Below are 12,374 nucleotides of genomic sequence, written 5' to 3' on the forward strand. Positions count from 1 at the left end.
CGCCGAGACGGGAAACGCGCACGTTCGCTGACCAGTGTCACTTGCGCGGATGGAACACGTTCCGCCGAGGTGTCCGGGCCGGGTCCATCCACGCCGGAGGCAGGAACTCCGGTAGCCGGTCGGCGCCCGTGCGAACCTGCCAGCCCGAGCTCTCGTCGTGGATGAGCTTGTGGTGCCGGGAGCACAGGGCAACCAGGTTCGGCAGATCCGAGGTTCCGCCGTCGCACCACGAGAGGATGTGGTGCACGCTGCACCAGCGCGGTGGGCTGTCGCAGTCCGGGAACGCGCAGCCGCCGTCGCGGACCAGGACCGCCCTGCGCAGCGGCCCGGTTGCCTTGCGGCGCTTGCGGCCGGCGTACAAAATCTGCCCGACGCCATCGAGCAGGAACGACGCCACCTGGGCGTCACAGGCCAGCCGCCGCACCGTTTCGGCGGACACCCGCTCGCCGGTGTCCAGGGTGCCGATGCCGACTGTGCCGGTCACCGCGTCGACCGTTGCCGTGAGGGCCAGTTGCGGGGGTTCACCGCCGTTGTCCGGTAGCTCCCCGGTGCGCAGCGCCAGCCGGCAAACGTCGATGAGCGCGTCGGCGCGTTGCTGGGCAGCCGTGCGATCCTCGCGAGTCTTCGGGCCGCACAACGGCTCGAGGGCGGCCCGAACGGTGGCTGCGGCTTCCACGGTCAGAGCGCCACTCACCCGCACCAGACCGGCTTGCGGCAGTGCCAGGGTGAAACCCCGCTGACCCCACGCGCGTTCCTCCTGACGCCGCAGCGCCAGCTCCTCGGCCCGCTCAGCGATCTCCGGGGCCACATGGTCCAGGATCCGCTGGCTGAGCCTGCGCACCTGGTACGCGGGGAAGTCGCCGGCCAAAGCGATCAGCCGGTCCTGTGCCGCCTGCACGATCTCGGCGTGCGGCCGCTGATCCGTCAGAGTGCCGTCGTCCACCTCAGCCAGCGTCGCCGGCATCTCATCGACTGCAGCAGCGATCACCGCGGCTTGCCGGACATCGACCCGGCCGCCGATCAGTGCCTGCTGAACCGTGGGCCAGCGGGACACCAACGCCGCCTGCGTCGCCAGCTCCCGCGCCTGAGCCGGGTCCACACGCAGCTCACCGCGTAGGAAACCGATCAAGTCGGGATGACCTCGATGCGCCGGCGTACCAGCGGTTTCCGTCTCGTACGCCATCGTCAGGAGTAAGGCTGTCGCGGTCTCCCGCAGCCGATAGGCGGCGCGCAGACAGTCGCAACGCTCCTCGTCGGACAGCGACCATCGCGGGGCTGCGGCAAGGTCCGCCACATCCCCGCGAAGGTGTTCCAACGTCGCCATCACACGTCCATATTGGCACAACGTTCGAATGGGGGAAATCAGAGAGTCAGGCGTCACATCGCGCCGGGTTTGCCCTGAAAATGCGGTGAGACTCGGTACGAGCAGAGCTCCGCCGAGGAGGCTCCTCGAGGCGGCAGGGCCGGCAGCACGGCGCTAGGCTTCAGCAGCACCCCTCATCCACGGTGGACGGCCGGTCCCCGTCAGCCGGACACCACCCCAGGGATCCGGTTCACCGAGCCGGGCCGCGGCCTCACGGTCGCCGATCCGCACGGTGACGTCACGAGCACCGTCGCGCAGCCGTGCGCTGAGCGTCTCATCCGGAGCCGCTCGACCACCCCAGCGATAGCGCCCCTCAACCGGCTCGAATCGCACCGACAACCGCACCGACACCGTGACCACCTCCGCGCCCGCCAGGATCGCCGCCGAACCGCGGTACTGCTCGCCGCCAACCTCCTGGCCCGGGTCAGTCACAGCTCCTCCCTCTCACCGGCCCGCGCGCCCCCGGCACACCCCAGCCCATCCGGCACGCCACCGGAAGCCAGCCCGCCAGGCAGATCAGCGGCACGCTCCATTCCCGCCACACCGCCCCACAGGAACGTCGTCAAGTAATCCGCGAGCGCCTCGCGGCTCACCGGTTGGTGCTGCCTCACCCACCAGTCACCCACTGTTTGAACAAACCCGGCGATGCCGTACGCCCACGGCACCGCAGCCCCCGAGTCCAACCCGAGCGCCCGCAACCGGTCTCCCAGGATCCGGGCCAGGCCCCCGGCAACGATGTCCACGGCGTCAGCCACCACGTCACGATCACGGGCGATCCCGCGCTGGTGCACCACGAACTTGTACAAGTGCGGGTCACCCTCGATGAACTGCAGGTACGCGTTGACGGCAGCGTTGACGATGTCGCGCTCCGCTCGTACCGATGCAACGGCGGGACCTATCGCCGCAACCAGCTCTTCGGCGGCACGCAGGCCGACCGCCTCCCACAGCTGCGACTTGTCCGCGAAATAGCGGTAGAGCACGGGCTTGCTGACACCCGCGTACGCCGCCACCGCGTCAATGCCCGGCTCCGGTCCGAGCTCGCGGATCGCCGCGATGACCGCCTCCACCAGCTCCGCCCGGCGCTGCCGGCGATGGATCTCCCACCGGCGGCTGCGCCCGTCCTCGCGGTTGACGGCGTCCGAGCGTGAGTTCATAGTACGAGAAGTAGCTGTTACCGCTCGTAACGTCAAGTCGGCGCGAAGAGAGGATCAGGCGTGGATCGTTCGACTACCGCTACCCGGCTGCTCGCATCCTCGGCGGCACATTCCTACGACCCCGAGGTCGAGATCGACTGGGATGCCCCGCTGCTGCCGGACCACTGGTTCGTGCCGGAAACCCGTTCCTCGCTGTACGGCACCCCGCTCTGGCACGCCCTGAGCCCCGCGCAGCGTCGCACCCTGACCAGGCACGAAGCCGCCAGCATCGCCAGCCTCGGCGTGTGGTTCGAGACGATTCTCATGCAGTTGCTGCTCCGCGAGTACTACACGCAGAGCCCCACCGACCCGCACGCCCAGTACGCGCTCACCGAAGTCGCCGACGAGTGCCGCCACTCGGTGATGTTCGGGCGGATGATCGAGAAGCTGGACTGCCCGGTCTACCGCGTCGGCGGATTCGACAACCAGCTCGGCAAGTTCATCGCCGCCACGGCCACCGGCCCCCGCATGTACGCCGCGATCCTCATCGCCGAGGAACTGCTCGACGCCCTGCAACGCGAAGCCTCGGCCGACGAGACCGTGCAGCCGCTGGTACGCATGGTGTCACGCATCCACGTGATCGAGGAGGCACGCCACGTCCGCTACGCCCGTGCGGAACTGGCCCGTCAGGTCCGGGCCGCGGGCCGCCGGCGCCTGGCCTGCGACCGCCTCATCATCGCGCGGGCGGCCTACCTGACCGGCCGGCGGCTGATCGCCCCCGAGGTGTACGCCAGTGTGGGCATCGATCCGCAGGCCGGCGCCCGGGCGGCACGGGAGAACCCAAGCCATCAGGCCACGCTGCGATGGGCCGGCCGCAAGGTAGTCGACTACCTGCGCGAACTCGGCCTCATAGGCGGCCCCGGCCTGATCCTGTGGCGACGGTCCGGCCTCCTGTAGCGATGCGAAGGCACGCGGCAGCGCCACGAGAAGGCATGCTGCAGCGCCACGAAACGCGATAGCGGCCGTACGGCCCCGCGGGTCATCCCGGGCGGTGGCGAGCCCGGCCATGCTTTGACCTAAAGTGATCGACATGTCCGTGTGGCCGACGAGTCAAGCCCATCACCGCTGGCTGGACCAGCACAGCCGCGACCTGCTGGCCTTCGGCCGCCGTACCGCCGACCCCGAGGGTGGTGCCCGCTGGCTGGACGCCCGCGGGGTGCCGGTGCCCGGCCGGCCGCTGTCGGCGCTGATCAGCTCGCGCATGACCCACGTGTACGCCATCGGTGCGCTGCTCGGCGTTCCCGGCACCGGGCTGATTGCGAGCCAGGCGCTGGCCGGGCTGACCGGCCGGCTGCGCGACACCGAGCACGGCGGCTGGTTCTCCTCGATCGCCGACGACGGCACCGCCGAGGCCGGCAAGTCCTGCTACGACCACGCCTTCGTGGTGCTCGCCGCCTCCACCGCCACCCAGGCGGGCCTGCCGGGCGCTGGCGAGCTGCTCGAGGACGCCAGTTCGTTCTTCCTCGACAAGTTCTGGGACGAGCAGGCCGGCATGTGCGTCGACACCTGGGACTCCTCGTTCACCAAGCTCGACGACTACCGCGGCATCAACGCCAACATGCACACCGTGGAGGCGATGCTCTCGGTTGTCGGCGTCACCGGGGATCAGGAGTGGACCCGGCGCGCCCTGCGCATCTGCGACTTCGTGGTGTCCGTCGCCTCGGCGCACAACTGGCGGATCCCCGAGCACTACGACAGCGACTGGAACCCGGTGCTGGAGTTCAACGCCGACAAGCCGGATCATCAGTTCAAGCCGTACGGCGCCACAATCGGCCACGGCTTGGAATGGTCCCGGCTCCTGCTGCACGCGGCCGCAGCCCCCGGTGCGCCCAAGAAGCCCGACCTGGTTGCCGCCTCGGTGCAGCTCTTCGACCGCGCGGTCGCCGACGGCTGGGACGTCGATGGCAAGCCCGGCTTCGTCTACACCACCGACTGGACCGGGCGCCCGGTGGTCCGCGACCGCATGCACTGGGTTGCCGCCGAAGGCATCAACGCCGCGGCCGCCCTGTACGCGCGCACCGGCGAGCAGAGGTACGCCGAGCTCTACCGCGTCTGGTGGGATTACACCGCCCAGCACCTCATCGACCACGAGCACGGCTCCTGGTTCCACCAGCTCGACGCCGCCAACGTGCCCACCGACACCGTCTGGCCCGGCAAAGCCGATCTGTACCACGCTTTCCAGGCCACGCTGGGGGCTCGGCTTCCTTTGTGGCCGATGATCGCGACCGCCGTTTCCGAGGACATCTGACACCTAGCCCCCGGGGGAGTTCGGACCGGATTCCTTCCCGAATGCACCTCCGGGTCCGGCTGTGCGGACAATCACCTTGTACCGCTTTTTAAGTCATGAGGCGCAAACGCTAAGTTAGCTCCCATGATCGAGTCTGGGTCGCGGGATGCGTACCTCCCCGAAGGCGTCTACGGGTCGGGAAACATGCCGGCGCAATCGCGCGGACCGGGGCAGTACGAGCGCCCCGGCGAACCCCGCTACGAGCCCCCGGCCGAGCAGTTCGGACGCCCGGCCCACCAGTACGAACCCCCGCAGCAGCCGCAGTACGAGCAGTACCCTCCCCGGGAAAACCAGTACCAGGAAAGCCAGTACGCCGTTCCGGAGCAGCGCCACGGCGAGCGTGTCGAGCCGCCGGCCGCCGCCCCCAAGGCGTCACGCGGGCCGGGTCCGAACCGGCGCCCCGACCCGCAGGCCCTGGAGATCGTGCAGCGCACCGCCGCCGTGGTGGCCAAACGCCCGGTGGCTCTCGCCGAGGCGTTCTACGACCACCTGTTCCAGTTGGCGCCGAGCGTGCGCGACATGTTCCCGGCCGACATGACGGCGCAGAACGAGAAGCTGTGCCGGGCCCTGCTCGACAGCGTCCGGGCCTTGGTCGAACCCGATCGCTATGCGGTCGACATGGAGCGGGTGCTCTACCGCCTCGGCGCGCAGCACGCCCGCCGGTATGCCGTGGTGCCGGCGCATTATCCGTACGTGGGGCATGCTCTGGTCCGGGCCGTGCGTGACGTCACCGGTGACTGGACCGTGGCGACCAGCTCGGCGTGGATCTGGGTCTACGACTGGATGGCCGCGCACATGCTCGGCGAGAAGAACTAGAGCGGCAGGCTGGTCCAGGGCCGTCCGGTCCGGGCCAGTTGCCGCGCCTCCTCATCGAGGTAGAAGTTCGGTCGCTGGTCGGCCTCGTGGTAGTAGCGGTGGAAGACCGGCGTGGCCGCGCCCGAGATCGGCGGCACGATCCAGCTCCAGTCGGCCGGCACCTCACGCCCGGCCTTCTCCTCGCGGCGGATGTGCTCGAGGAAGCGGGCCGCCTCGGTGTGGTGGTCGGAGATCTTCACCCCGGCTCGGGCGTACGAGTGCAGCACCGCCCGGTTCAGCTCCACCAGCGCCCGGTCACGCCACAGCGTGGCCTCCGAACTGGTGTCCAGCGCGAGCCGCTCGGCCATCACCGGCAGCAGGTTGTACCGGTCCTTGTCGGCCAGGTTGCGAGCGCCGATCTCGGTGCCCATGTACCACCCGTTGAACGGCGCCAGTGGATAGTTGACACCGCCGATGGTGAGCCGCTGGTTGGCGATCGCCGGGATGGCGTACCAGCGCAGGTCGAGCTCGGCGAACCAGCCGTACTCGGGGTGGATCAGCGGCACTTCGAGCACCGCGCGCTCGGGCAGGTCGAACATGTGCACGCCGTGGTGCGGCGACTCGATCATCAGCGGCAGCACGTCGAACGCGGTGCCCTTGCCCTTCCAGCCCAGCAGCTCCAGAGCCGCGGTGAAGTCCACTTGCGCCGGATCGCCGACCACCGAGCCGTCCGGCATCCGATGACCGGCGTAGCGCACCAGTTGCTCGTTCCACACGCGCGCGAACGGCTCCCCCGGTTTGGCCGGCGCAAACACGCTGATCACTGGCCGGACGGCGCCCTGCCGGCCCACGCGCGAGCCAGAACGATCGTCCGTGCCGCCGGCGAGTTCCAAGTGGCGGATCAGTTCGGCACAGATCTCATGAGGGGTGCGAGCGGAGCGCCGGTCCAGCACCAGCATGCTGCGCCAGTACAGCCGTCCGATGCACCGGCTGGCATTGCGCCATGCGAGCTTCGCCCCGTACGTCAGTTCGTCGCCGGTGTGCTCGTAGGTGCCGGTGGCTGCGATCTCGGCGCGTACCTCGGCAAGCCGGGGCTCGACCGCGCCGGTGCCGGGGTTCTCGGCATGGTACTGGCGCAGGAAATCCTCGGCCTCGGCCCAGTCCACCGCTGCGTCCGGATCCCACTCAGGTACGGGATGATCCCGATAGCCGGGCGTGCCCACGTGTTGCCTCACCCCGTCCCACCCCGGACACCACAGGAGACGGCCCGGATACGCAGCGTTGATCATCGCGAATGAAGATGATCATAAATTCGTGACCAACCCGCGTCAATAAGTCAAGGATCACCCCCCGCACCCCTATCGCCCGGCGCACCCACGTCCGCGCCGGACTCGCCGGGGCGGGCGCCGCGCTCAGTGCCCGGTGGACTCTGGTAAACCCTGAGGCATGAGCGATGACGATCAGGACCGCAAGCCCTCGAAGCCCCGCACGAAGGCCGACACCCGCGACCGCCTGATCGACAGCGCCATCGAGACGTTGCGCACCCGGGGCATCGCGGGCACCTCCGCGCGCACCATCGCCGCGGCGGCCGGGGCCAACCAGGCGCTGATCTTCTACCACTTCGGCGGCATGGAGGACCTGCTGGCCGAGGCGTGCCGGCGCACCACCGAGCGGCAGGTGGCCAAATACCGGGACCGGTTCGCCACCGCCGGCTCGCTGCGGGAGCTGCTCGCGGTGGGCCGGGAGATGCACGCCGGTCAGCAGGCCGAGGGCAACGTCGCGGTGCTGGCGCAGCTGCTCGCGGCCGGGCAGACCGACCCCGCGCTGGGCAAGGTCACTGCGGACGGGCTCGCGCTGTGGGTGAACGAGATCGAGGCGGTGCTGGTCAGGCTGCTGCGGGACTCGCCGCTGGCCGACATCGTGGACCCGCCGAGCCTGAGCCGCGCGATCTCCGCGGCGTTCATCGGTCTGGAGTTGTACGAGGGCGTGGACCCGGCCGGCGGCAGCACCGCGTTGAATGCAATCGACCAGCTCGGCACGCTTGTCGAGCTGGTCGAGGAGCTGGGCCCGCTGTCCCGCCGAGTCGTCCGCTCCAAGATCCGCCGTGCCAGATAGCGGCAAGAGCGTCAGCCGCGACCGGGCCGCAGCCGTCCCCGGAAACCCAAGGCGGGCCCGCTCTCAGCGGGGAAGTCGACAGCACCGACCGGATCCTCGGCCGGGAACCGGCGCCACGACCAGATCGTCGCCCAGACCACCTTGCCCCCGGTGCGCGATGGCATCGCCCCCCACGCGGTGGCCGTGGCGTGCACGGTGTGCAGGCCACGGCCGCGGACCTCGCAGGTGGGGTCGTCCAGCGGGTGGATGCGGGGCAGCCGCGGGTCACCGTCGCGGACCACCAGGTGCAGCCCCTGGCCGCGGCGCGACAGGGTCAGGGTCAGCTGGGTGGCAGCATGCTCCACTGCGTTGCTGACCAGTTCGGAGGCGACCAACCGGCCCCGGTCGCGCAGGTCGCCGAGGTTCCAGGCGCTGCACACGTCGGAGATCACGGCCCGTGCCACCCGGGCGGCGCTGGGTTCGGGGGCCAGGCGCACCTGCAGGCGTCCGGTCAGCGGGAGCCACTCCGCGGCCGCGGCGTGCGCCTGGGCCATCGTGGAGATCACCGGCATGTAGCGGGTGGCGCCCATCCGGGTCAGCCGCAGGGCCACCGCCGAGTCCGCCGCGGCGCAGACCATGACCTGCACCGGCGGGTCCATCGCGGCGCCGTGGTGGCGGGCGGTGGTCCAGGTGGGCACGCTGACCCCGCGCGGGTCGGCCAGCGCCCGCAGGTCGAGGATGAGCGCCGCGGGATGCTCACTCATGGTTTTGTGTACGGCAGTATGCACATCACGCCGCAGGTGAGGCCCCCAGGAGCCGTGCACCGCGAGCGTGACCACCGAGCTTTCCACGTCCAGGGTGGCGGCAATGCCTTCGCCTTGGCCCGGATCGAATCGATCAAAGAGGTAAGGGGGCTGCACACCATTCCCAACGACCGATGCGACTAAACGACGTGCCATGTGGGGTGCCATGCATCATGGGCACACGACGACATATCACTCGGACGTGGTCAGCAGTCGTCCCACTGTGTCCGCGGCCTTGAGCGCCGTGCCGGTCAGAATCACCACCACAGGCCCCTGACCAGCCTCGATGACTCCCTGCTCACGAAACGTGCGGATCGCCGGCAACACGATCGAGCTGGTCGGTTCGGCGTACAGGCCCCGGGCGGCCAGCTCAAAAGTGGCGGGGGCGATGTCCTGCTCGGCGACCGCCGTCATCGAGCCCCCGGATTCACGGATCGCCGCCAGCACCTCGCGATCACGCACCGGCTGGGCGATCGCGGTTCCCTCGGCCATGGTGGGAGCCCAGGCGGCGGCGCTGACCCGGGCGGCGCCGGCGTTGAAAGCCGCGGTCACCGGGCTGCAGTTGGCCGGCTGAGCAACCAGCAGCCGCGGGCGCCGGGTGATCGCACCGGAGGCGAGCAGCTCGCCGAAACCCGCGTGCAGGCCCAGGACCAGGCTGCCCGCGCCGCACGGCACGACCACAGCCTCGGGGGCGGTGAAATCGAGGTCCTCCCAGATCTCGTACGCCAGCAGCTTGGTGCCCTGCAGGAAGAAGGGGTGCCAGTTGTGGCTGGCGTAGAACGTGGTTGCCGAACGCCGGACCGCCTCGTCCGCGGTGGCCTGCCGGGTGCCGGGCACCAGCCGCACCGCGGCTCCGTGCACCCGGCTCTGCTGGATCTTCGCGGTGGAGGTGGACTGCGGGGCCAGGATGGTGGCGGCGATCCCGGCCGCCGCCGCGTACGCCGCCACCGACGAGCCGCCGTTGCCGCTGCTGTCCTCGAGCATCGCGGTGATGCCCTGCTGCCGCAGCACCGACATCATCACCGTGGTGCCGCGGTCCTTGAAGCTGGCCGTGGGGTTGAACCATTCCGGCTTCACGTGCAGCGCCAAGCCGTCCACGTCCAGGGGGAGCAGCGGCGTCAGGCCCTCCCCGAGGCTCACCGGGTGCTCGATCGGCACCGGCAGGGCAGCCGCGTAGCGCCACTGCGAACGTACCGGTAGATCGATGTCTGCCCGCGTGATCCCCGGCAACGGCGTGACCAGCAGCGGTGATCCGTCTTCGCCTCGCCAGCGCGGCTCGTCGAGGGGGTAGTGCCGGCCCGCACGGTCCACGAGTGTCGCCATGAACCCAACCTAAGTTTCGGGCAGAGACTGGCACTCAGTGGCCCGGAGTGCTAAACGAGAAGGCGCAGGCAATCTCGGCCGGCACGTTGGATCGCCACGCGCCACTGGCCGCCGGAGGGACCGGCGGGATGCTCTTCAACGGGCCCGGTCAGAACAGCGACACGAACCGCGCGACGTCGATGTTCCCACCCGAAATGATCACGCCGGCCCGCCCGGTGAGCGTCACCCGGCCGGACAACAGGGCGGCCAGCACGGTGGCCCCGCTGGGTTCGATCACGATCCGCAGGCGTTCGAAGGCGAACCGCATGGCGTCGCGGATCTCGTCGTCGTCCACCAGTGCGATCTCGTCGGTCAGCCGCCGGTTCACCGAGAAGGTCAGCTCCCCCGGCGTCGCCACGGCCTGCCCGTCGGCGATCGTGCGCGGCACGGCCACCCGCACCCGCCGCCCGGCTTGCAGCGACTGCTCGGTGTCATTGCCGGCACGCGGCTCCACCCCGATCACCCGGACGCCCGGCAGCAGCCCCTTGGCCGCCACCGCGCTGCCGGCCAGCAGCCCCCCGCCGCCGACCGGTACGAGCAGCGCGTCCAGCTCCCCGGCATCCTCGATCAACTCCAGGGCCGCGGTACCCTGCCCGGCCATCACGTCCCAGTGCTCGTACGGCGGAATCATGGTCAGCCCCCGCTCGGCGGCCAGCCGCGTCATCAGGTCATCGCGGTCGTCGGTGTAGCGGTCGAACGCGATGACCTCGGCGCCGTAGCCCTCGACCGCGGCGCGCTTGGAGGCCGGGGCGTCGGCGGGCATGAGCACCACAGCGGTGGTGCCCAGCTCCCGGGCGGCGAGCGCCACTGCCTGCCCGTGGTTCCCCGAGGAGAACGTGACAATGCCCCGGGCCAGCTGCTCGGGGCCGAGCCGGCACATCGCATGGTAGGCGCCGCGGAACTTGAACGCCCCCATCCGCTGGAGGTTCTCCGCCTTGATGTGCACCTCGGCACCCACGGCCCGGTCCAGGGTGCGCGAGCGCAGCACCGGCGTGCGGTGCACCACGCCGTCGAGTCGTTTCGCCGCGGCGCGGATGTCATCAAGGGTGAGGCTCACGGGAGACGGCCTTTCTGGACCTTGCCCATGGCGTTGCGCGGCAGCTCGGCCACGAAGGTCACCACGCGCGGGCGTTTGTGGGCGGCCAGCCGCTCGGCGACGAACCCGATCAGCTCCTCGCCGGTGCAGCCCTCGGCCACCACGAACGCGCTCACCTGCTCACCCAGGTCGGGGTGCGGGGTGCCGATCACGGCGGCCTCGCGCACGCCCGGGTGCAGCAGCAACGCGTCCTCCACCTCGCCCGCCCCGACCCGGTAACCGCCGGTTTTGATCAGGTCGGTGGCGGCGCGCCCGACGATGCGGTGGAAGCCGTCCGGCCCGATCGTGGCGACATCACCGGTGGGGTACCAGCCGTCGGCGGTCAGGGCCGAGCCGGCACCGAGGTAGCCGTCGAACAGGGTGCGCCCGCGCACCTGCAACTGACCGATGGTGGTGCCGTCGTGCGGGATCTGCCCACCCTCGCCGACGAGCCGGGTTTGCACGCCGGCCAGCGGGAGCCCTACCGAACCGGGGCGGCGCTCGCCGTGGTAGCGGGTGCTCACGGTGATCAGGGTTTCGGTCATGCCGTACCGCTCGACGGGGGCCTGCCCGGTCAGGGCCGTCAGGTTCTCGAAGACGGGAACGGGTAACGGCGCGCTGCCGGAGACGAGCAGCCGGGCCGATCGCAGGGCCCGCGCGGCGCCGGGGGCGGCACACACCCGCGACCACACGGTCGGCACACCGAAGTACAAGGATCCACGTGCTTCGGCGTACCCCTGCGGGGTGGGTTTCCCGGTGTGCACCAACGGTGATCCGATGCGCAGCGCGCCCAGCACGCCCAGCACGAGTCCGTGCACGTGATAGAGCGGCAAGCCATGCACGAGCGTGTCCCCGGCGGTCCATTGCCACGCCTCGGCGAGGGCGTCCAGGTCGGCGGCGATCGCCGAGCGCGACAGAACAACACCCTTGGGCGGGCCGGTGGTCCCGCTGGTGTAGAGGATCAAGGCAGGCGTCGCTTCAGGTGGCTCATCCGGTACGCCCGCAGCGCGCCGGGCACCGCTGATCGCGATCACCGGCACCCCGCTCGTCCCGGCCGCGCCCGGATCGTCGGACAACACCAGCGCCGCGCCGGAGTCGCGCAGCACGTGCAGCCGTTCGAGCTCGCCGGCATCCGGCGGCACCGGCACGATCGGCACCCCGGCCAGCAACCCCGCCGTCACCGCCACGATGGTCGCCAGATCCGGTGTGGCCTGCACCGCGACCACGGGTACGCCCCGCAGCTCGGCGGCCAGCGCCCCCGCGCGAGCCAGCAAGTCGTGCCGCGACACCGACCCGGCCGGGGCGGTGATCATGCGCTCGACGTCCGGGTCCTCGTGCAGGGCTGTCAGCAGTCGCATCCCCCGATGATCCCAGAGTCCCGCCCCCGGCCGTCATGGGCGCT

General features: G+C 70.5%; 12 protein-coding genes. 4 read left to right on the forward strand and 8 right to left on the reverse strand.

Annotated features, from left to right (window positions below):
* Positions 1-37: 37 nt before the first annotated feature.
* The 3 genes from TFC3_RS15050 to TFC3_RS15060 all read right to left on the reverse strand — a co-directional run bounded on the left by TFC3_RS15050 (position 38) and on the right by TFC3_RS15060 (position 2,517).
* A complete protein-coding gene (locus TFC3_RS15050) occupies positions 38-1,324 on the reverse strand; it encodes an HNH endonuclease signature motif containing protein (RefSeq protein ID WP_082772449.1) in 1,287 nt (428 codons plus the stop codon).
* A gap of 153 nt (positions 1,325-1,477) precedes the next feature.
* Positions 1,478-1,795, reverse strand: a complete 318-nt coding sequence (locus TFC3_RS15055; RefSeq protein WP_067500165.1) for a DUF4873 domain-containing protein — start codon at positions 1,793-1,795, stop codon at positions 1,478-1,480.
* Positions 1,792-2,517 carry a TetR/AcrR family transcriptional regulator gene (locus TFC3_RS15060; RefSeq protein WP_082772069.1) on the reverse strand — a complete coding sequence of 242 codons (726 nt, stop codon included), beginning with the start codon at positions 2,515-2,517 and terminating at the stop codon, positions 1,792-1,794. The genes TFC3_RS15055 and TFC3_RS15060 overlap by 4 nt, the downstream gene beginning before the upstream one ends.
* Before the next feature lie 60 nt (positions 2,518-2,577).
* Between TFC3_RS15060 and TFC3_RS15065 the strand changes: the two genes are divergently transcribed.
* The 3 genes from TFC3_RS15065 (at position 2,578) to TFC3_RS35865 (ending at position 5,659) form a co-directional block, all read left to right on the forward strand.
* Positions 2,578-3,453, forward strand: a complete 876-nt coding sequence (locus tag TFC3_RS15065) for a diiron oxygenase (protein ID WP_067500166.1) — start codon at positions 2,578-2,580, stop codon at positions 3,451-3,453.
* Positions 3,454-3,586: 133 nt separating this feature from the next.
* Complete coding sequence (locus TFC3_RS15070; protein WP_067500168.1) at positions 3,587-4,804, forward strand: AGE family epimerase/isomerase; 1,218 nt, start codon at positions 3,587-3,589, stop codon at positions 4,802-4,804.
* Between the two features lie 123 nt (positions 4,805-4,927).
* Positions 4,928-5,659 (forward strand): globin domain-containing protein, encoded by a 732-nt coding sequence (locus TFC3_RS35865; protein WP_082772070.1) that lies wholly within the window; start codon positions 4,928-4,930, stop codon positions 5,657-5,659.
* On the opposite strand, the gene TFC3_RS15080 is transcribed toward TFC3_RS35865, so the two are convergent.
* A complete protein-coding gene (locus TFC3_RS15080; protein WP_067500170.1) occupies positions 5,656-6,861 on the reverse strand; it encodes a nitric oxide synthase oxygenase in 1,206 nt (401 codons plus the stop codon). The genes TFC3_RS35865 and TFC3_RS15080 overlap by 4 nt on opposite strands.
* Positions 6,862-7,084: 223 nt before the next feature.
* On the opposite strand from TFC3_RS15080, the gene TFC3_RS15085 reads away from it, so the two are divergent.
* Positions 7,085-7,753: a TetR/AcrR family transcriptional regulator gene (locus TFC3_RS15085; protein ID WP_067500172.1), complete on the forward strand. Its 669-nt coding sequence runs from the start codon at positions 7,085-7,087 to the stop codon at positions 7,751-7,753.
* Positions 7,754-7,764: 11 nt separating this feature from the next.
* On the opposite strand, the gene TFC3_RS15090 is transcribed toward TFC3_RS15085, so the two are convergent.
* From TFC3_RS15090 to TFC3_RS15105, 4 genes are all read right to left on the reverse strand, one after another.
* Positions 7,765-8,496: an ATP-binding protein gene (locus tag TFC3_RS15090; protein ID WP_161952597.1), complete on the reverse strand. Its 732-nt coding sequence runs from the start codon at positions 8,494-8,496 to the stop codon at positions 7,765-7,767.
* A gap of 231 nt (positions 8,497-8,727) precedes the next feature.
* Positions 8,728-9,858, reverse strand: a complete 1,131-nt coding sequence (locus TFC3_RS15095; protein WP_067500177.1) for a pyridoxal-phosphate dependent enzyme — start codon at positions 9,856-9,858, stop codon at positions 8,728-8,730.
* Between the two features lie 148 nt (positions 9,859-10,006).
* Complete coding sequence (locus tag TFC3_RS15100; RefSeq protein ID WP_067500179.1) at positions 10,007-10,954, reverse strand: pyridoxal-phosphate dependent enzyme; 948 nt, start codon at positions 10,952-10,954, stop codon at positions 10,007-10,009.
* A complete protein-coding gene (locus tag TFC3_RS15105) occupies positions 10,951-12,330 on the reverse strand; it encodes an AMP-binding protein (RefSeq protein ID WP_067500181.1) in 1,380 nt (459 codons plus the stop codon). The genes TFC3_RS15100 and TFC3_RS15105 overlap by 4 nt, the downstream gene beginning before the upstream one ends.
* Positions 12,331-12,374: the final 44 nt, after the last annotated feature.

Origin of the sequence: Actinoplanes sp. TFC3, assembly GCF_001553785.1 — a bacterium.
Taxonomy (GTDB): Bacteria; Actinomycetota; Actinomycetes; order Mycobacteriales; family Micromonosporaceae; genus Actinoplanes.

Excerpts from the sequence above, each read along its gene's own strand:
- TFC3_RS15050 (WP_082772449.1), bottom strand. The coding sequence starts at position 1,324 with ATGGCGACGTTGGAACACCTTCGCGGGGATGTGGCGGACCTTGCCGCA.
- TFC3_RS15060 (WP_082772069.1), bottom strand. The coding sequence starts at position 2,517 with ATGAACTCACGCTCGGACGCCGTCAACCGCGAGGACGGGCGCAGCCGC.
- TFC3_RS15070 (WP_067500168.1), top strand. The coding sequence starts at position 3,587 with ATGTCCGTGTGGCCGACGAGTCAAGCCCATCACCGCTGGCTGGACCAG.
- TFC3_RS35865 (WP_082772070.1), top strand. The coding sequence starts at position 4,928 with ATGATCGAGTCTGGGTCGCGGGATGCGTACCTCCCCGAAGGCGTCTAC.
- TFC3_RS15085 (WP_067500172.1), top strand. The coding sequence starts at position 7,085 with ATGAGCGATGACGATCAGGACCGCAAGCCCTCGAAGCCCCGCACGAAG.
- TFC3_RS15090 (WP_161952597.1), bottom strand. The coding sequence starts at position 8,496 with ATGAGTGAGCATCCCGCGGCGCTCATCCTCGACCTGCGGGCGCTGGCC.
- TFC3_RS15095 (WP_067500177.1), bottom strand. The coding sequence starts at position 9,858 with ATGGCGACACTCGTGGACCGTGCGGGCCGGCACTACCCCCTCGACGAG.
- TFC3_RS15105 (WP_067500181.1), bottom strand. The coding sequence starts at position 12,330 with ATGCGACTGCTGACAGCCCTGCACGAGGACCCGGACGTCGAGCGCATG.